Genomic DNA, 18369 nt, shown 5'->3' with positions numbered 1-18369 from the left:
GGCCACGCGCACGCGGTCTTCAGGGCAGCCGCCCAGCACCGCCGCCGTGTGCCGGTATCCGGTGGCATGCCCGACGGCGTCTTCAGCGACGATCCACTCCCGCCGCACCGTCTAGTGACTCGCAACCTCCGCCAGCCGCGTAGGCGGCAGAAACTCCCGCACATACGTCCGCTCCCAGCACGCCCCCGTTTCCCGCAGCTCCCGCCACGTCGTGTACCGGTACCGGAAGAGGCGGGCGCGGACATGGCGGGGCGGCTCGTGCGGCGGGAACGGTGAGCGGCGCAACAGCCTCAGCGTGGCGGGGTCGTTCTCCAGGAGCCGTTCGACCATGGTGCCGAACCACGCCTGGGCGTAGGCCGGGGACAGCGCGGCGAACCACATCATCCAGTCCAGGCGCAGATGGTAGGGCGCGAACTGGCGCGGCCAGCGCCGTGGGTCGCCCGGCTTGCCCTTGAACTCGTACTCCTTCCACTCGGAGTCCCTGCGCGGTACGTCGTCCGCCGTACCCTCGACCACCACCTCGTAGCGGATCCGGCTGACGCTGCCGAACGCGCCGTAGGTGTTGACCAGATGGAGCGGGTCGAAGGAGCGGTTCATGATCTGGCTCCGGGAGATCATGTTGCGGACCGGCTGGTAGCTCAGGCCCAGGAGCAGCGCGGCGACGGCGAGGACCACCATCTCGTACCAGAGCGGAGTGGCGGGCAGGTCCGGCGCCTCGCCCGAGAGGTCCAGCGCCGGCACCGCCAGCACGATCGTGATCCAGTTCAGCCAGGCGAAGTTGCCCGAGAGCACCAGCCACAGCTGGGTCGCGATCATCAGGGACGCGGCCGCCGTGGCGATCGGCTGCGGGGTGAACAGGAGGAAGGGGACCACGAGCTGGGTGAGGTGGTTCGCGGCCACCTCCACCCGGTGCAGCGGCCGGGGCAGATGGTGGAAGAACCAGCTCAGCGGCCCCGGCATCGGCTGTGTCTCGTGGTGGTGGTCGAGGCAGGTGAGTCTGCGCCAGCAGGCGTCGCCGCGCATCTTGATGAGCCCCGCGCCGAACTCGACCCGGAACAGGATCCAGCGCAGGAGGAACAGCACCAGGACCGGCGGGGCCACTTCGTCGTTGCCGAGGAACACCGCGAGGAAGCCCACCTCCAGCAGCAGGGACTCCCAGCCGAAGCCGTACCAGGTCTGGCCCACATTGACGATCGACAGATACAGCAGCCACGGCACCAGCCACAGCAGCATCCCGCCCCACAGCGGCAGCCGGGAGTCGAGACCCGCCGCCAGCGCGACCGCCACCGCGCAGCCCGTCCCCGCGCAGAGAGCGAAGAACCGGTCCGAGTAGTGGAGGTGGAAGAGACTCGGCGCCCTCCGGAAGGGCACGCGGGCGACGAAACGCGGGATGGGCAGCATCCCGCGCTCCCCGAGCAGTGCCCGGAACTGCAGGGCCGCCGCCAGGAACGCGACGAAGTACAGCCCGGCCAGAGCCCGCTGGAAGACCAGCCGGCTCAGCCAGTAGTCGGGTGCGGTGAACCAGTCCACAGCCGTCTTCTCCCGCCTCCATTGTCCCGCCGAACCCTGCGTGACTCCCCGTGTACCTTCCCTCCGCTTGCGTAACCAAAGTGAGCGAAGCAGACAATAGTGACGAAATGTCGGCGTGGACGGGAGAATGTGGTGCGGACACCCACCCAAGCCCTCGTCACGGCCTGCGCGCTCGCGGCGGCACTCCTCGTCGCCGGATGCGCCGGAGGCGGCGACGCGAACAACGCCGAGGCGAAGGGCGAAGTGTTTCTTCAGTCGGCGGCGGCTCGGGGCCCGAGCCCCTTCACCCGCTCCACGGCGACCTCGGCGACCGTGTCCTCTCCCCTCACCCGAACGCCCCAGCGGGCCTCGACCGCCCCGCGGACCGTCTCCGGCGGGATGCCGGGTCTCTACGGCGGCATCGAGCGCGTCGGCAGCTGCGACGTGGCGCGGCAGCTCGACGACCTGACCGCGGACCGGTCCAGGGAGCGCGCGTTCGCCCAGGTCGTGGGCGTCTCTCCGGACGCGGTGCCGGACTTCCTGCGCGGGCTCGCCCCGGTCGTGCTGCGGGCCGACACCCTCGTCACCAACCACCGCTACGGCGCGGGCCGGGCGAGCGGTTACCCGTCCGTCCTCCAGGCGGGCACCGCCGTCCTCGTCGATGACCGTGGCGTCCCACGGGTCCGCTGCGCCTGCGGCAACCCCTTGACGCCGCCGGTGGCGATGCGGGGCCGCGCGGTCGTGGGCGGGCAGCCGTGGCCCGGATACCGGGCCGCCCGGGTGGTGGTGGTGGCCCCCAGCGAGCAGTTCATCACCTACATCACGATCATCGACCTCGTCGACCACACCTGGATCGAGCGGCTGATCGACTACGACTGCCGCCACGACCATGTCGTACCACTGCCGCAGCCGGAGTCCCCGACTCCCTTGTCGGCTCCCGCGACACCTCTCGGACAGCGTCCGGACGAGACGGCGCCCCCGGAGGCCTCGCCGAGCGCCGGGAGCGGCTGCGCCACCCCCACCGGCACACCTGGCGTCGTCGTGACCGAGGAGTCGTACGACGAGAACTGCCCCACGGCCACTCCGCCGCCCACGACCGGGCCCGGCCTCCCCGCGCTCCCACCGGACGGCACCCGCACGACCGTCCCCGTGGACCCGGACCCCGAGACCGGAATCGGCCCCGAGACCGTCCCGGACACCCCCGATCTCCCCGACGGTGGCGGGCTGATCCCCGACGATCCGTCGGAGCCGGCCGGCACGGACGCCGTCTTCACCGGCCCCGCCGCCGTCCTCGGTGTCTGACGGCTCCGGAGCACACGCGCCTACGGGTCGAAGAATCGGACAAATCCTGGCAAGGTGGGCCCATGGTTGATCGGGGAGCGAGCGCCCTGTCACTCCCGGACGACTGGCCCGCCCACCCGGATCCGATCCTGGCGCTCAACCGCATGGGCAGCTTCGACTGGGACCTGGACACCGGTCTGTTCCACATGGACGCCCAGGCCCACGAGGTCTTCGACCTGCGCCCCGACGAGTACGACGGAAGCCCGATGAGCCTCGCCGTCCGGGTGCCGAGGGCCGAGGCGCACCGGCTCGACGCGCTCGTCGCCCAGGCCATCAAGGACGGCAGCGAGAACTACGGCACCTACTTCCGTCTGCGCTGCCGCGACGGCAGCCTGCGCTGGACCCACACCCAGGGCTACATCCGACGGGACGGGACGGGACGCCCGCGCCGGATCATCGGCATCGTCCGCGACGCCACCCAGGAAATGGGCGAGCTGGAGAACCGCCGGGAGCAGGCCGTCGAGGACGAGGCCAGGCGCCAGCAGACCAACGTCGTCCAGCTCACCACGGCCGCTCTCGCCCACGCCCGGACCGTCCAGGACGTCATCGACGTTCTCAAGGACACCCAGGGCCTCACCCATCTCGGCGCGACCAGTTTGGTCATGGGCCTGGTCGAGGCCGGCCGGATCCGGCTGATCGCCGAGGGCCCCGCGGGCAGCTTCGTGCCCGGCACCGACATCACCCGGATCGACGAGCCGTACCCGATGAGCGAGGCCGTGCGCACGCTCACGCCGCGCTTCATCGAGTCGCCGGAGGAGTTCGCCGATCGCTACCCGATCCTGTGGCCGCACATCACCGGCCTCAACATCACCTCCGCCGCCTACCTCCCGCTGATCGCCGAGGCCCGTCCGATCGGTGCGATGGGTCTGCTGTACAGCGACCGGTACGGCTTCACCCCCGAGGACCGCAACGTCCTGATCGCCCTCTGCAGCAGCATCGCCCAGAGCCTCCAGCGGGCCATGCTGTACGAACAGGAGAAGGACCTCGCCACCGGGCTCCAGCAGGCGATGCTCCCGCGCACCATTCCGAGCGTCCCCGGCGTCGATGTCGCCGTCCGCTACCGGGCAGCCAGCGCCGAGGGCTCGCTGGCCCGGGACATCGGCGGCGACTGGTACGACCTGATCCCGCTGCCCGGAGGCCGCGTCGGCGCCGTCATCGGAGACGTCCAGGGCCATGACACGCACGCCGCCGCCGTCATGGGCCAGCTGAGAATCGTCCTCAGGGCCTACGCGGCCGAGGGACACCCCCCGGCCACGGTGATGGCCCGTGCCTCCGTGTTCCTCCACGAGCTCGACACCGACCGCTTCGCGACCTGCCTGTACGCGGAGGCCGATCTGTCCACCGGAGTCGTCCAGGTGGTCCGGGCGGGTCACATCGACCCGCTGGTCCGGCAGGCCGGGGGCAGCTGCCGCCGGGTGACCGTGGCAGGAGGGCTGCCGCTCGGGCTGTCCGCCGAGTTCGGGCAGCTCGACTATCCCGTCGGCACCCTCGAACTCGACCCCGGGGACACCCTGCTGCTGTGCACGGACGGGCTGGTCGAAGAGCCCGGCGCCGACCTCGACGACGGCATGCAGACCCTCACGACCCTCATCACGGGCGGCCCCACCGACGTGTGGGAGCTGGCCGACCTGCTCATCGACGTGGCCGAGGAACGCGCCGGCGACGACGACGTGGCGCTGCTCCTGCTGTTCCGCCGCGGCCAGGACACCCCGGAGTCAGGCGGCCGCCTCCAGCAGCACGTGGCGTCCGGGGACCCCGAGGCCCTCACCGAGGCCCGGCACATGATCCGGGCCGCGGTCGCCGCCTGGGGCGCGCGGGAGCGCTCCGACGAGATCGAACTGGTCGCCGACGAGCTGATCACCAACGCCCTGATGCACACCGAGGGCGCCGCGATCGTCACCCTGAGGGTCCTGACCGCCTCCGACCGGCGGATGCGCGTCGAGGTCGAGGACTCCTCCAGCGCCCTGCCGCGCCGCCGGGAGGCGGGCGAGTCGGGGGTCTCGGGCCGAGGCCTGCTCCTGGTCGACCTGCTGAGCGATGTCTGGGGCGTGGAGGCGCGGGGCGGCGGGAAGTGCGTGTGGTGCGAGTTCGTCGTACGGGAGCGGACCTGACCCACAACGGCCCCCGGTGGCACTCTGGACGTATGCCCGAACTCCCCGAGGTGGAAGCGCTCAAGGACTTCCTGACCGAGAACCTGGTCGGCCACGAGATCGTGCGCGTCCTGCCGGTGGCCATCAGCGTCCTGAAGACGTACGACCCTCCGCTCACCGCCGTCGAGGGCCGCGAGGTGGTCGCCGTGCACCGCCACGGCAAGTTCCTCGACCTGGAGACGGACGGTGGCCCGCGCTTCGTCACCCACCTGGCCCGCGCGGGCTGGCTGCACTGGAAGGACCGCCTCCCCGACGGGCCGCCCCGTCCCGGCAAGGGTCCCCTCGCCCTGCGCGTGGCCCTGGAGACCGGCGCGGGCTTCGACCTCACGGAGGCGGGCACGCAGAAGCGCCTGGCGGTGTACGTGGTGGCCGACCCTCAGGAGGTCCCCGGCATCGCCCGCCTGGGCCCGGACCCGCTGGCCGAGGACTTCGACGAGGCGAGCTTCGCGGCTCTGCTGAAGGACGAACGCCGACAGCTGAAGGGCGCCCTGCGCGACCAGACGCTCATCGCCGGTGTGGGCAACGCCTACAGCGACGAGATCCTGCACGCGGCGAGAATGTCCCCCTTCAAACTGGCCGCCTCCCTGACTCCCGAGGAGACGGAAGCGCTCTACCGGGCCCTGCGCACGACCCTCACCGAAGCGGTGGAACGCTCAAGAGGGGTGGCGGCGGGCCGCCTGAAGTCGGAGAAGAAGTCCGGCCTCCGCGTCCACGGCCGCACCGGTCAGCCCTGCCCGGTCTGCGGCGACACCATCCGGGAGGTCTCCTTCAGCGACTCCTCGCTCCAGTACTGCCCCACCTGCCAGACGGGCGGCAAACCCTTGGCGGACCGGAGGTTGTCGAGGCTGCTCAAGTGATCGGACGTGCTCAGCCGGGATCCAGCGTCACCAGATGCTCCCCGCCCGACGTCCTGACCTCGTAGTGGTCGATCTGGTCGGCGTGGAAGGTGGAGCTGCCCATCATGGTGTTGTCGTCGGTGGTGTGCCCGGTGGCGTTCCAGCCGGTGACGGTCTCCTCCTTGCCGTCGCGGCTGATCGCGACGAGGTGGCAGGCGCGGGGGCCGGACTCGTCCTTGACCTTGAGCTCCACCTGGGTGCCCCAGTCCTCGTCCTCGGTGGTGACCTGGGCCCACACCCCGGACCGGCCGTCGGTGGCCTCGACACTGGTGGTGCCGCCCGGGTCGCCGCCCGCCGTCAGGGCGAGGCTGGAACCGCCCACCGCCAGGACCACCGAGGCGGCGACGGCGTACAACAGCCGCCTGCGGCGCGCCCGGTGCCGCGTCGCGACCTCGCCGAGGAGGCGGTTGAGGAGCTGGGGGCCGGGCTGGGCCATCGGGTGCACGACGCGCGGAGTCGCCCGGCGGTAGAGCATCATCTGACGGGTCACAGGACCGAACTCGGTCACGTGTGCCGCGCACTTGGGGCACTCCATGAGGTGATCCTCGAAGCGGAAGGCCTCCGCCTCATCCAGCACGCCGAGCGCGTACGCGCCGACGTCGCGATGCCTCTCCAAGGACCTCATGCGGAAACCTCGTGCCGTTGAGTGTGGGTGGGGTTACTGGTTGCTCCCACCGGTACGCACCAGCCCGCCGAATCACTCAAGGCATGCACAGAATCGTGACCAAGGGATTCGGAGCGGTCGGCCCCGCGGATTGGTCCGAATCGAAAGGAATCTAGAACAGGTGGATGGCGAGGTGACCGAGGGGAAGACCGAGTTGCCACGCCGGTGTCCACACCTTCGGGCCCTCGTCCTCACCGAGGCCCGCCCCGCCGCCCGGCACGGCGTTCAGATCGGGCGCGAGCAGCTCCGTCTCCTCCAGCCAGCGCCAGGCCGCCGCCGCGAGTTCGAGGTCCGGCGCGGGCTCGCCGGTGGCCACCGCCGCGGCGGTCAGCGCGGCCATCCGCTCGCACACCCAGTCCTGCCACGGCTGGTCGTACGCCGTCAGTGACAGCCAGTTCTCCAGCTGGGAGACGACCTGGATGCCGGAGAGTTCTCCCTCGGTGTCGGCGAGGAAGACGGTCAGCGCCAGCGCGTCCCGCCCGGCGCGGAACTCGAAGGACGTCGGCGGCATCAGATCGCCGGAACGCAGCAGCTCGTCGGCGATGTACTCCGCGTACAACCAGGCCATGGGGACGAGGAGTTCGCCCCCGCCGGTGCCGTCCGTGCTCTCTTGACCTCTGTGCAGCATCCCTTCCTGCCTTCCTCCGGTGCGTGCGCGTCGCCCGTCGCCGGGACCCCAGTCCGGAACACGGATGAGGACAGCCGATTACTCAATCGGCTCCTCAGCAAGGCGCTTTACGGAGGTTTGACTTTCCCATTGGTTTCACCGCAGGTCGGCCGCGTATCCCGGAAGCACCCGGCGCAGGGCCCGCAGCGCGTAGTACGCGCGGGACTTCACCGTACCGGGCGGAATTCCGAGGATTTCGGCGGCTTCCGCCACACTCGCCCCCTGGAAGTACACCAGCACCAGGACTTCACGGTGCTCCGGAGTGAGTGTCTTCACAGCCTCGCGTACGTCGAGGGCGGCGGCCGCCTGTTCGGCGTGATCGGCGCACACCCGGGCGTTCTCCAACACCGCGTCGCCGACCTCGGCGGGGCGTGCCTGCCGGGCCCGTCGCGCGTCGATCGCGAGCCGGCGTCCCACGGTCAGCAGCCATGGCCGTACGGACTCGAAGGCGTCCGCGCGCAGCGCCTCGGGGTGCTGCCAGGCGCGCACGAGGGTCTCCTGCACCAGGTCCTCGGCGCGTTGCCGGTCGCCGTCACTGAGCCGGAGCAGGAGCGCGAAGAGGGGCCGGCCGTGCTCCCGCTGCAGTGCGGCGAGCTCGTGCTCGGCGGTCGTCCCGTTCGTGAGGGTGGTTCCGGCCGTCATGGCCGTATGGCACCTCAGCGCGGGGCCGGGGGACAGGGCACGCACAAGGATCTGCGGCGGACGGTCGATCGCGTCGACGAACGGTTCGGTGAACGGTCCGTTCCGCGTCCCTTCCACGTCCCGTCCACCCCGGACGGGTCAAGAAGGCGGCCAGGCCGTTTGCGGACGCGGACAAGCTCATACCTATTCGTCAGCAAATATGACCACAGTGGGGTGAGCTGATGATTGCACGCAGACGGCAGGTTGCCCTGGCCCTCACGGCACTTCTCGCCGGGGGTGCCGCCTGCCAGGCGCACGACCACGAGACACCCGGGCGCCCGGCCCCGGCCCCGGCCGCCGCCGCACCGCGCGGCTTCACGCTCGTCGCCTCCGGTGACGTCCTGCCGCACAGTTCGATCATCGACCGGGCCCGCTTCGACGCGGGCGGGGGCCGCTACGACTTCCGTCCGATGCTGGCCGGAATCCGATCCGTCGTCTCCCGCGCCGATCTGGCGCTGTGTCACATGGAGACCGTCTACGGTGCGAACGGCGACTACACCGGATACCCGACCTTCAAGTCGCCGCCCGAGGTGGCCCAGGGCCTTGCCGTCACCGGCTACGACGGCTGCTCCACCGCCTCCAACCACAGCCTCGACGACGGTTCCGAGGGCATCCGCCGCACCCTCGACGCCCTGGACCGCGCGGGTGTGCGGCACGCCGGGTCGGCCCGTACCGAGGCCGAGGCACGCACGGTCACCGTCCTGCGTGCCGGGTCGGCGAAGGTCGCCCACCTCGCGTACACCTATGACACCAACGGCTTCCCGCTGCCCCAGGGGCAGCCCTGGGCGGTCAACCTGATGGACGAGAAGAAGATCCTGGCGGACGCCCGGGGCGCCCGGAAGGCGGGCGCCGACGTGGTCGTCGTATCGCTGCACTGGGGCACCGAATGGCAGGACGAGCCCGATGAGCAGCAGGTGGCCCTGGCGCGCGATCTGACCGCCGCCCGCACCGGCGGCCGTCCCGACGTCGACCTGATCCTCGGCACCCACGCCCATGTCCCGCAGGCGTACGAGAAGGTCAACGGCACCTGGGTCGTCTACGGCATGGGCGACCAGATCGCGGGCGAGATGTTCAACAACGAGGGCGCGCAGGACCCGCGCGGCAACCAGTCGACCCTCGGCCGTTTCACGTTCGCCCCGCCCGCCCGGCCGGGCGGGCGCTGGCGGGTCGCGAAGGCGGAGTTCCTGCCGCAGATGTTCGACGTGGACGCCGGCCGGGCGGTGAACCTCAACCAGGCGATCGCGCAGGGCGCCGATCTCGAGGGCGTCCGCGACCGGATCCGGGAGGTGGTGCTGAGCCGAGGCGCGGCGAAGGACGGGCTGGTGATGGGGGAGTAGGTCAGTCCACGTCCACATGGTCGAAGGTCCGCAGCATCTCCTTCAGGACGCGTGCGCAGGCCCGCAGTTCGGCGTCCGTCAGATCGCCGCCGACCTGCCGGTTCAGGGCGTGCTCGCGGGCGAGGATCGCGTCGATGACGGCCTCGCCCTCGGCCGTGATCCGGATCAGTGAGGAGCGCTGGTGCGCGGGGTTCGGTGTGACCTCCGCCCAGCCCGCGCCCACCGCGTCGTTGACCATGCGCTGCACGAACTGCCGGGTCAGCGCCATGAGCCGGGCCATCTGAGGCACCGTCATGGCGCCGTACCTGCGCAGCAGGACCAGCACGGAACGTACGCCGACGGAGACCCCCTCGATCTGCTGACCCTGTTCGAGCTTGCGCAGGCCGCGTCGGTACAGGGCGCCGATCAGGTCGAACACCTCGGAGACGCGGTGGCCGAGATCGTCGGGGGGCAGTGGTTCGTCGATGTCGTTCACCCGCTCATCATGCACCGGTCCATCATGACAACCGAGTTGTCAAAGTCGCGGAAAGATGACACCTTGGTTGTCATGACAGTTGCTTCGGAACTGAGCTACTTCGCGTCCACCGACGGGGACATCGCCTATCTCGACACCGGAACCGGGGACCCCGTGGTCCTGCTGCACGCCGGCTACGTCGACCACCGCCTCTTCGACGCCCAGATACCGGCCTTCGCCGCCGAGTACCGCGTCATCGCCGTGGACGCCCGCGGACACGGCTGGACCGCCAACGCCACCAAGTCCTTCCGCTGGGCCGACGACCTCGCCGAGCTGCTGCGCCATCTCGACGTGGGCCCCGCGGTCCTGGTCGGTGCCTCGATGGGCGGAGCCATTGCTGGTGACACGGCGATCGAGTATCCGGAACTGGTCCGGGGGATCGTCGTCAGCGGGGCCTCGGTCAGCGACTTCCAGTACACCCACGAGGCAACCAGGAAGATCGTGGCCGACTCCCACCGGGCCCTGCACTCGGGCGACATCGAGGGTTGGCTGAAGATCTTCCTCAGGGCCGTGAGTGGTCCGTTCCGCTCGCCCGACGAGCTCGACCCGCGCATCCTGGAGCACCTGCGCGACATGGCCGTCCACACCGTCACCAAGCACACACCGGGCGAACGGGACTGGCACGTACCCATGACCGACACCTGGGCCCGGGTTCCGAAGATCGACGTCCCGGTGCTCATGGTCAACGGCACGCTCGACGTGCCGGACCTGATCGCCGACGCGGAACGCTTCGCCGGCACCGTCCCGAACGGCCGCTCGGTGCTGGTGGAGGGCGCCTCGCATCTCCCCAGCCTGGAGAAGCCCGAGGAGTTCAACGCGATCGTGCTGGACTTCCTGCGCTCGCTCTGACCTCGCACTTTCGCCGGCCGGGGTGTCCGCGGCCCGGAGGTGTTCGGCGTGAGGGAAACCGCACTCCTCCGACTGCGGACCCGAAAGGCGTACATGTGTGCGGCGATCAGACCCTATGATCACTCCGCCTCAGCGTCCGCTGCGGCCGCACACGCCTCCGAGACAGGCCGAAGTCGATGACGAGTACCGCCCGTAAGGCTCCCTGGATCCTTGCCCGCTCAGCGCAGGTGGCGATAGCGGCGGCCGCCGTGGCGGACGTGTTCCGCGCGGCGGCAGTCCGGGATCACTACCTGCACCCCACCGATGCGTCCCTGCACAGGTCGGGCCTCATCTCGATGATCTTCCTCTATGTGTCGGCTCCTGCGACCGTGCTGTTCCTCGTGTGGCTCGCCCGGTCCCGGCGCAACGCCCAGGAGCTGTCCCCCCAGGCCTCGCTCCCGAGTCGGGGCTGGACGGTCGGCGCGTGGTTCATACCGGTGGTCAACTTCTTCGTCCCGCGCCGGTTCGTCCTCGACATCGGGCGCGCGAGCTCCGCGTCATGGGAGCCGAAGCGAGACACGACACTGGTGAACCTGTGGTGGATCGCCTGGATCACGCACGCGCTGGTGCTGCTAGCGGCGGGCCGGGTGGCCCCGGGGTCGACGGCCTTCCTCATCGTGGCGGAGGGGCTCATGATCGCGGCGGCCGTGCTGCTGGGGCTCGTCATCGAGCGCGTCACGGCGTTGCAGAGCGCGGCGCTCGGCGCCACCGTTCCGTTCGCACCTGTCGCCCAGGCGTGAGGCATGGCCTGGTTCCGAGACCGAGGTCTCCGGGTGCCGGCGGCCTCTGTATCCGGCCGCTACGAAGCCGACGACATCATGCAGTTCGCGTGACCTCGGCCCGTGAGGCGGCGGAAGGCCGGCTGAAAGTACGGAACCGGCTGCGCGAGGTGGCGCTCTCCTGACCCCGAGCGGGTTCACGGCACCACGGTCACCGGCCAGCGCCCGGCCTTGACCAGCCGCACCGCGACGGAACCGACGATCCGGTGGCCGGCCTGCTCCGAGGCTCCGACGACGACCGCGTCGGCCTTGAGCTCGTCCGCCGCCTTGGTCAGCCCGCTGTAGGGGTCGCCGCGGAAGGTGTGGAACTCCCAGCGCACATCGAATATCCCCTTGTTCTGCTCGGTCGCGTGCCGGATCTGGGCGACCAGGTCCTCGGCGATCTCGTCGGTCGTCTCGGCGACCGGCGCGCCGAGCGCGGCACCCGAGGCGATCACCGGCTGGACGTACACGACGGCGAGCAGTGCGTGCTGCCGCCGGGCCAGACCGCCGGCGTATGCCGCGGCGCGGAGCGAGGAGTCGGAGCCGTCCACGCCGACGACGATGACCTTGGGCCCGTCCGTGCCCCGCTCGAACTGGTGCGCATGCTGTTCCGTCACGGCTGTGAGGCTATCGGAAGCCGCAGGTCCGGACGGCATTCGGGGACCCGTCGACATGGGTGCGCAAGTTTTGCCGCAAAGGGGCACCCGAGGGGCGGGCCGCGAGCGGGCCGCCACCGAAGCCCGCCGCAGCCCTCGGCACCCGGCCTCGACGGAGGGGACGAGGCCGGGGCCGAAGCCGATTGCCCTTGTACGACGTCGGCCTGACGCTCCGCCATGCCGCCCGGGCACGTCCTCACTGGGCCGGGTGGGTGCATTCGTGCCGCCACACCGGTGTTGCTGAGGTGCGTCGGAGCTCCGCCGGGCGACTGATGAGTCATGACGAAGGATCAGTTGCTCACACGGCTGTCGTCGACGGCGGCGGTGCTCACCCGGCGTCGGGCCCTGCTGGCCGGCGCCGCCGCGGTCGGGGCCGCCGGCACGGCCGGAGTGCTCGCGGCGGTCACCGGCGAGAAGCCGGTCGGGCCGGCGCTCCCCGCCGCCGGCCCACCGGCCCACCGCGCGGTCAAGTCCTCGGCCTACCGCCTCCAGCCCCTGACCGGGTACGGCCCGCCGCACGCCACCCGCCGGAAGACGCTGGTGCGCCACGAGCCGTTGCTGAAGGTCTCCGGACGCGGCAGGACCATGGTGCTGACCTTCGACGACGGACCCGACCCCCGCTACACCCCGCACATCCTGGACACGCTGGCCGAGTACGACGTACGGGCCATGTTCTTCGTGTGCGGGGAGATGGCGGTCGACAACCAGGACCTGCTGGCCCGGATGTCCGACGAGGGACACATCGTCGGCAACCACACCTGGTCCCACCCCCTGCTCACCCGGCTCACCCGCTCCCGCATCCGCTCCGAGATGGAACGCACCTCAGACGTCATCGAGGACGCCTACGGCGAGCGGCCCGAATGGTTCCGTGCTCCCTACGGCGCCTGGAACCGCGCCGCCTTCCAACTCGGCGCCGAACTCGGCATGGAACCCCTCGCCTGGACCGTCGACACCCTCGACTGGACCACCCCGGGCACCCGCCGCATCGTCGGCACGGTGGAGAACAACGCCGCCCCCGGCGTCGTGGTGCTCTCGCACGACGCCGGGGGCGACCGCTCCCAGAGTGTCCGGGCGCTGCGCGACTATCTGCCGCAGCTCATCGATTCCGGCTATCACATCACCGTCCCGCGACGGCAGTACGTATAGCCGGAACGCGCCCGCCTGGTCGGGGAACGCTCAGCGGACCTCGACCAGGCGGGCGAAGGCGACGACGTTTCCGTCGTAGCCGTTGTTCTTGGAAAATCCACCCCCGCAGGTGATGACCCGCAATTCGGGGGTTCCCTTGGAGCCGTAGACACGGTCTCCGGGGAAATTGCTCTTCTCGAAGACCTCGATGCCGTAGATCTCGAAGACGGCCGTCTTTCCGTCCTTGCGCCTGATCTCGACGCGATTTCCCTTCTTCAGGGCCCCGAGTCCGTAGAACACGGCGGGGCCCTGTTTGTTGTCGACATGGCCGACGACGACCGCGGTGCCCTTCTCGCCGGGGGAGACCGCGCCGGTGAACCAGCCGGCCAGATTCGGGTCCTCCGGCGGCGGCGCGCCGACCCAGCCGTCCGGGTCCAGGCCGACCGGCACCATCGGCGCGTCGACCCGGATCGCCGGGATGGAGACCCGGTCGGGCGCGGCGTACGGCAGGGGAGCGGGGGCGGGGGCGTTGCCGAAGGCGGTGCCGTGCACCCGGCTGTCCGCCGCGGCCGCCGACGCGGGCTGCGGCGGGCCGACGTCGAACTCCCCCGAACCGTTCCGAATGAGCGCGAGACCGGTCAGCAGAACAAGCGCTATCACGCCCCAGGGAGCGCGCTTCTTCCGCTGCTCCTCCTCTTCGGCCAGCCCGGCCAGCTCGGACGCAGACATTGACTTCCCCTCTCGACGCGGCCGTCGCCACGTCATTCGCGCATACGAGAACGCTAAGTCCCGCGCGCGAAACCGGCGACGGGGCGACGGCGAACGGGTGGCCCCCTGACGCGGTTGGTGCGCCATCCGAGTTGCCGTGAGCAGGAATTTTCTGACGGTCCGTGACCTGCGGAGATATCCGATTGTGCGCTTTTCGTTCGGCGTGTCCTCTCACCAGTTCGGACCAGTGCCGAAATGCGGGCTTGCGCACGGCATCTGAGGGTCTTTCTGGGAGGCGTTTTCTCGCCGATCCACCGGGGACCGTTCCCGGGGCGTCTCCCGCGGAGGATTCACATGCGTACTACTCGTGCCCTGGCGGCCGCCGGCGCCGCGGTCGCCGTGCTCCAACTCGCCGCCCCGGCGGCCGTCGCGCGGGACGGCATGAACCTGAGCCCCAGCAACGTCGTCGCCCTTCCCAACGTCATCGCCCGGGGCGGACAACTGACCATCACCGTCAACAACTGCACCGGCAACGCCACCGCGAGCTCGGACGCGTTCCGGACGATCAGGCTGAGGACGGGAGCCAACAACCTGGCGACGGGACGCGCCACGGTCAACCGGAACGCGTCCACGGGATCGCACAGCATCAGCGTCGTCTGCGGCAACGGCACCGTGATCAACCCGACGGCCTTCACCGTCATCGGCGGAGTCCGCGGCGGCCTCGGTGGCAGCAGCTCCGCCGGGGCCACCCCGACGGACATGGCCATCGGCGGCGGTCTCGTGGCCCTGGCCGTCATCGGCGGCGGGGTGTTCTGGATGCGCCGGCGGTCCGAGAAGCACATCTGATCTCCGCCCCCTTCGGAGACCTCCGACCCCACGTGGCACAGGCCTTCGCCCCGGATTCCGAGAGGAACCACCGGGGCGAAGGTCTGCGCGCCCGGCGGAGCCGTCACGCGTCGTCCTCGCCGCTGCGACGACGGGAGAAGTAGTACGCCGCCCCGATCGACCCCGTGATCAGCGCGGCGCCCATGCCGAGCTCCTTGAGGTCGAACCCGGCGATGCTGCTGCCGCCCTCGCCGGCGCGCACGCCCCGGTCGGGGTGGAGCGGCACCGGCGTGGGGCCGTCCGGGCGGCCGCCGGCGATGGTCACACGCGTGGACCCGCTCACGCCGTCGCAGGTGAACGTCACCCGGTACACCGAACCGGGTCTGGCGTCCCAGTCGACGATGGCCGTCGCATAGCTCTTGTGCGGCGGGATGATGACGGTGTCGAGGACCGCCGATGTGACGGTCGCGGAGCCTCTGCAGCCGCCGTGGTTCCGTTCCAGCAGGAGCGCCACCTGTCCGCCCGCGGCGATGGTCGAGGGCAGGACGCTGAAGCCGAAGGGCGTGACGTCGGTGTCCTTCGCCACGGCGGCCGGTGCGGAGAAGGTCAGGGCGGTCGCGCCCAGCAGTGCGGCCGAAGCGACGCGTATCGCGCGCATGGTGGTTCCTCCGGTCCCCGAGGAGCAGCTGCGGACCTTTTCCGCCTTGGTCGAAAATGCACCTCGATGACCGAAACGCTAGGAATAGGTGTACGTCCGCGCGATCGCTGTCGCTCCGAATGGGGCATGCGTGTGGGCCGGTCAGGGGACGCCGACGGTGTGTCGGACGCCGGACATCCCCCGGCCGTGCCCGCGGCGGGACGCCGTCAGCCCTTGATGTCCGGGAAGAGGGCGAAGAACGGCTCCGCCGACGCCGTGATGCCACGGCTGTAGGGGGCGTCGAAGTCCCAGATCAGGAAGAGCAGGAAGGCGATCAGCGCGGAGAACAGCCCGGCCAGGATCAGCTCGCGTGTCGTACGCCGGATCTGCAGCGCGAAGACCATGCCGATGGTGACGACGCCGCCGCCCAGCAGACCGAACCAGACCACCCCGGGCATGGTGGGCTCGACCGAGTCCGCGCGGGCGTTGCGGGCCTGGTCCACGGCCGCCACCTGGTCGACGAGCGGCTGGTAGGCCTGGGCCTCGAAGTCGGACCTCGGCTGGTAGGAGGTGACGTCCGTGCGCAGCCGGTCGAGAAGTTCGGTGCCGCGTCCGGTCATGCGGCGGTGGTCGGCCATCTCCTTCCACTCGGTGGTGACGACGTGTCCGACATAGGCGTTGACATCGTCCCGAATGCGGTCACGGGTGTCGGCCGGATAGACCTGGACCCGCTCCGAGATCTCGTGCAGCGCCTGGGCCTCCGCCTGGACGTGGTCCTGGGCCGAGCTGCGGGCCTCCCAGACGCCCGCGATGGCCAGACCCAGGACGATGGCGTACACCACTCCGATCCACATCGTCATGTACTCGATGACGTCCGGGGTCTCGCTGGGATCCTCGTCCACGGGTGCCGCCTTGTGGCGGATGAGCGTGATGGCCACCACCACGGCGCATGCGGCCAGCATCGCGAGGATGAGAACAAGCCATTCCGGCAAGGGATGCCTCCAGGATCGGCACTAGCGGGGCCGCAGGGCGGCCACGGCGACCACCGCGGGCGCGGTGATGAGCAGGACGTAGATCACGGGTGAGGTCGTGCTGTGCGTGGGCCGGTCGGGCGCCTTCGCGTGGTGGTAGGCCGGGTAGGTCACCGGGGTCGCGGAGGGGCCCGGGGCCGGCCTGGGCGGTGGCTTCCGCGTCGGGGCCGGGGTGGGAGCCGGTGTCGGGGTGGGTGCGGGGGGCGGTGTGGGTCGCGCTCGCGGTGCGGCCGGTTGCGGTGCCGGTGCGGGCGGTGGGGGCGGTGGGGGCGGGGGAGGCGGTGGCTCGGGGGTGGGCGTCGGCTTCGGCTTCGGTGGCTTCTGCGTCGGTGTCGGCGTGGGGTCGGGAGTGGGTGTCGGCGTACACGGAGGCTCGGGGGGTGGGGGAGTGGGAGTGGGCGGAGGTGGAGGCTCGGGCTTCGGGCACGGCGGGAACGTGGGCCAGTTGGGGCTTCCGGCGACCGCCACTGCCTCCGCGCCGTTGGGGCCGACAGAGGCGTACGCGCAGGCATCCGCCTCGGCCACCCCGGCGGTGGGACCGATGAGCGCCCACGTCAACGTCAGCAGGGCCAACACCCGTATGGCGGAGGCGGATTGGGGTGATTCGGGTCGATGCACGACGGAGATCATGAGGCCTGCCGCGCCCTCTCACGCGCGGGCGCGAAGAGATTGGTCCGAAGGAGGGACAAAAGACCGCCCGATGTTTGAATTCCGGGCGCTCGCCCGTCCGGTGGGGGGTACATCTGTGCGGTCTGGGGCGGGTGTGGTCACAGCTTCCGAAAAGAAATATGCGGGACGGTTGAACACAACCCCTGCTCCGGTGCGTACCCATGGTCGTGCGGCGGCGCAGCAGGGCGCTGCAACACCCTTTTGAATTATGGGGAGTTGACGATGAAGACCTCCTGGCGGAACGCCTCACTCGTGGCAAGCGCCGCGGCGGTGCTGGTGCTGACGACGGCGTGCGGTCAGGAAGGCGGCACGTCGTCGGTGGGCAGCCAGAACGTCGGCGCCACGGCGGCGGCGGGCGGCTACGGCGGTGTCGGCTCCGGCATCGGAACCGGTACCAGCCCGAGCCCCAGCTCGACCGTGGGCGGTGGCCAGGGGAACCTGGGAGCCCAGTCGGCCTCGGCCGGCAAGCTCGAGGTCTCCGCGAACGCCGAACTCGGGGACGTGCTGACCGACAGCGCCGGTCTCAGCCTCTACCGCTTCGACGAGGACACCGCCGAGCCGCCGAAGTCGAACTGCAACGGCGACTGCGCGACCGCCTGGCCGCCGGTACCCGCGAACGACGCCTCGGCCGGCGCCGGTATCGACAAGGCGCTGCTCGGTGAGGTGACCCGGGCCGACGGCAGCAAGCAGCTGACCATCGCCGGCTGGCCGGCCTACCGCTATGCGAAGGACACCAAGGCCGGCGATCTGACCGGTCAGGGCGTGGGCGGCAAGTGGTACGCGCTGGCGCCCACGGGCAAGAAGGCGTCGGTCGCCAGCCTGCCCGGACTGTCCACGCGCAACGACCCCAACCTGGGCGAGATCGTCGTCGACAAGAACGGCATGACGGTCTACCGCTTCGCCAAGGACAAGGCCTGGCCCAAGCCGGTCTCCAACTGCACCGGTGCGTGCCTGGAGAAGTGGCCGGCCGTGGCGCCCGTGTCGTCGAACGACACCAAGGGCGTCCAGAAGAAGGGCCTGATGAGCTTCACCCGCTCCGACGGCGTCAAGCAGCAGACGGTCAACTGCTCGCCCATCTACACCTTCGCGGCCGACAAGGCGCCCGGCGACACCAACGGCCAGGGCGTCGGCGGCACCTGGTACGCCGTCCGCCCCAACGGAGAGATGGTCGGCGTCTCCGACAAGTGACGGCGGTCTCGCCCGAACCACCGGCCCGCCCCCTCCGCGCCGCACGGAGGGGGCGGGCCGGTTTAGCCGTCATTCCCCCCAACTCCCCGCGAGTCGGCGCCCGCTCCGGAACTCTCCGGAGT

19 protein-coding genes are annotated in these 18369 nt (G+C 70.6%); 9 read left to right on the top strand and 10 right to left on the bottom strand.

The annotated features are described in order from the left end of the window. Positions 1-111: 111 nt before the first annotated feature. Entirely contained in the window at positions 112-1530 is a 1419-nt protein-coding gene (locus tag OG841_RS06245; RefSeq protein WP_328642377.1) for a lipase maturation factor family protein, read from the bottom strand. Between the two features lie 132 nt (positions 1531-1662). Between OG841_RS06245 and OG841_RS06240 the strand changes: the two genes are divergently transcribed. The 3 genes from OG841_RS06240 (at position 1663) to OG841_RS06230 (ending at position 5857) form a co-directional block, all read left to right on the top strand. Beyond that, a complete protein-coding gene (locus OG841_RS06240) occupies positions 1663-2811 on the top strand; it encodes a DUF6777 domain-containing protein (protein ID WP_371563935.1) in 1149 nt (382 codons plus the stop codon). 62 nt (positions 2812-2873) lie between these two features. After that, the gene (locus OG841_RS06235; RefSeq protein WP_371563933.1) at positions 2874-4961 is read left to right on the top strand and encodes a SpoIIE family protein phosphatase; all 2088 of its coding nucleotides are present in this window, start codon (positions 2874-2876) and stop codon (positions 4959-4961) included. A 32-nt stretch (positions 4962-4993) separates the two neighbouring features. Beyond that, positions 4994-5857: an Fpg/Nei family DNA glycosylase gene (locus OG841_RS06230; protein WP_371563931.1), complete on the top strand. Its 864-nt coding sequence runs from the start codon at positions 4994-4996 to the stop codon at positions 5855-5857. 10 nt (positions 5858-5867) lie between these two features. On the opposite strand, the gene OG841_RS06225 is transcribed toward OG841_RS06230, so the two are convergent. From OG841_RS06225 to OG841_RS06215, 3 genes are all read right to left on the bottom strand, one after another. Next, the gene (locus tag OG841_RS06225; protein WP_328642381.1) at positions 5868-6521 is read right to left on the bottom strand and encodes a zf-HC2 domain-containing protein; all 654 of its coding nucleotides are present in this window, start codon (positions 6519-6521) and stop codon (positions 5868-5870) included. A 151-nt stretch (positions 6522-6672) separates the two neighbouring features. Further along, positions 6673-7188, bottom strand: coding sequence for a hypothetical protein (locus OG841_RS06220; protein WP_328642382.1), 516 nt, complete (start codon positions 7186-7188; stop codon positions 6673-6675). Positions 7189-7323: 135 nt separating this feature from the next. Continuing rightward, positions 7324-7869: a sigma-70 family RNA polymerase sigma factor gene (locus tag OG841_RS06215; RefSeq protein ID WP_328642383.1), complete on the bottom strand. Its 546-nt coding sequence runs from the start codon at positions 7867-7869 to the stop codon at positions 7324-7326. Between the two features lie 221 nt (positions 7870-8090). Here OG841_RS06215 and OG841_RS06210 point away from each other — a divergent pair, with 221 nt between their 5' ends. Further along, the gene (locus OG841_RS06210; RefSeq protein WP_328642384.1) at positions 8091-9245 is read left to right on the top strand and encodes a CapA family protein; all 1155 of its coding nucleotides are present in this window, start codon (positions 8091-8093) and stop codon (positions 9243-9245) included. A gap of 1 nt (position 9246) precedes the next feature. Here the strand turns inward: OG841_RS06210 and OG841_RS06205 are convergent, their stop codons facing one another. After that, positions 9247-9720 (bottom strand): MarR family winged helix-turn-helix transcriptional regulator, encoded by a 474-nt coding sequence (locus OG841_RS06205; RefSeq protein WP_328642385.1) that lies wholly within the window; start codon positions 9718-9720, stop codon positions 9247-9249. Between the two features lie 72 nt (positions 9721-9792). Between OG841_RS06205 and OG841_RS06200 the strand changes: the two genes are divergently transcribed. Beyond that, complete coding sequence (locus OG841_RS06200; protein WP_328642386.1) at positions 9793-10608, top strand: alpha/beta fold hydrolase; 816 nt, start codon at positions 9793-9795, stop codon at positions 10606-10608. 176 nt (positions 10609-10784) lie between these two features. After that, entirely contained in the window at positions 10785-11387 is a 603-nt protein-coding gene (locus OG841_RS06195) for a DUF4328 domain-containing protein (protein ID WP_371563927.1), read from the top strand. Positions 11388-11563: 176 nt separating this feature from the next. Here the strand turns inward: OG841_RS06195 and OG841_RS06190 are convergent, their stop codons facing one another. Further along, the gene (locus OG841_RS06190) at positions 11564-12025 is read right to left on the bottom strand and encodes a universal stress protein (protein ID WP_057617986.1); all 462 of its coding nucleotides are present in this window, start codon (positions 12023-12025) and stop codon (positions 11564-11566) included. Between the two features lie 318 nt (positions 12026-12343). Here OG841_RS06190 and OG841_RS06185 point away from each other — a divergent pair, with 318 nt between their 5' ends. Continuing rightward, positions 12344-13210, top strand: coding sequence for a polysaccharide deacetylase family protein (locus OG841_RS06185; protein ID WP_328642388.1), 867 nt, complete (start codon positions 12344-12346; stop codon positions 13208-13210). Between the two features lie 30 nt (positions 13211-13240). On the opposite strand, the gene OG841_RS06180 is transcribed toward OG841_RS06185, so the two are convergent. Continuing rightward, positions 13241-13918, bottom strand: a complete 678-nt coding sequence (locus OG841_RS06180; RefSeq protein ID WP_371563925.1) for a class F sortase — start codon at positions 13916-13918, stop codon at positions 13241-13243. A gap of 333 nt (positions 13919-14251) precedes the next feature. Between OG841_RS06180 and OG841_RS06175 the strand changes: the two genes are divergently transcribed. Continuing rightward, the gene (locus tag OG841_RS06175) at positions 14252-14743 is read left to right on the top strand and encodes a hypothetical protein (RefSeq protein ID WP_328642390.1); all 492 of its coding nucleotides are present in this window, start codon (positions 14252-14254) and stop codon (positions 14741-14743) included. 103 nt (positions 14744-14846) lie between these two features. Here OG841_RS06175 and OG841_RS06170 read toward each other — a convergent pair whose 3' ends face one another. From OG841_RS06170 to OG841_RS06160, 3 genes are all read right to left on the bottom strand, one after another. Further along, positions 14847-15380, bottom strand: coding sequence for a hypothetical protein (locus OG841_RS06170; protein ID WP_328642391.1), 534 nt, complete (start codon positions 15378-15380; stop codon positions 14847-14849). A 206-nt stretch (positions 15381-15586) separates the two neighbouring features. After that, positions 15587-16351, bottom strand: coding sequence for a bestrophin-like domain (locus OG841_RS06165; RefSeq protein WP_328642392.1), 765 nt, complete (start codon positions 16349-16351; stop codon positions 15587-15589). Positions 16352-16372: 21 nt separating this feature from the next. Then, positions 16373-16504 carry a hypothetical protein gene (locus OG841_RS06160; protein ID WP_266511426.1) on the bottom strand — a complete coding sequence of 44 codons (132 nt, stop codon included), beginning with the start codon at positions 16502-16504 and terminating at the stop codon, positions 16373-16375. A 777-nt stretch (positions 16505-17281) separates the two neighbouring features. On the opposite strand from OG841_RS06160, the gene OG841_RS06155 reads away from it, so the two are divergent. Then, a complete protein-coding gene (locus OG841_RS06155) occupies positions 17282-18247 on the top strand; it encodes an SCO0930 family lipoprotein (RefSeq protein ID WP_328642393.1) in 966 nt (321 codons plus the stop codon). Positions 18248-18369 lie beyond the last annotated feature (122 nt).

It is taken from the genome of Streptomyces canus, from assembly GCF_041435015.1.
GTDB lineage: Bacteria > Actinomycetota > Actinomycetes > Streptomycetales > Streptomycetaceae > Streptomyces > Streptomyces canus_G.
This window is presented reverse-complemented; position numbering and strand designations above follow the sequence as displayed.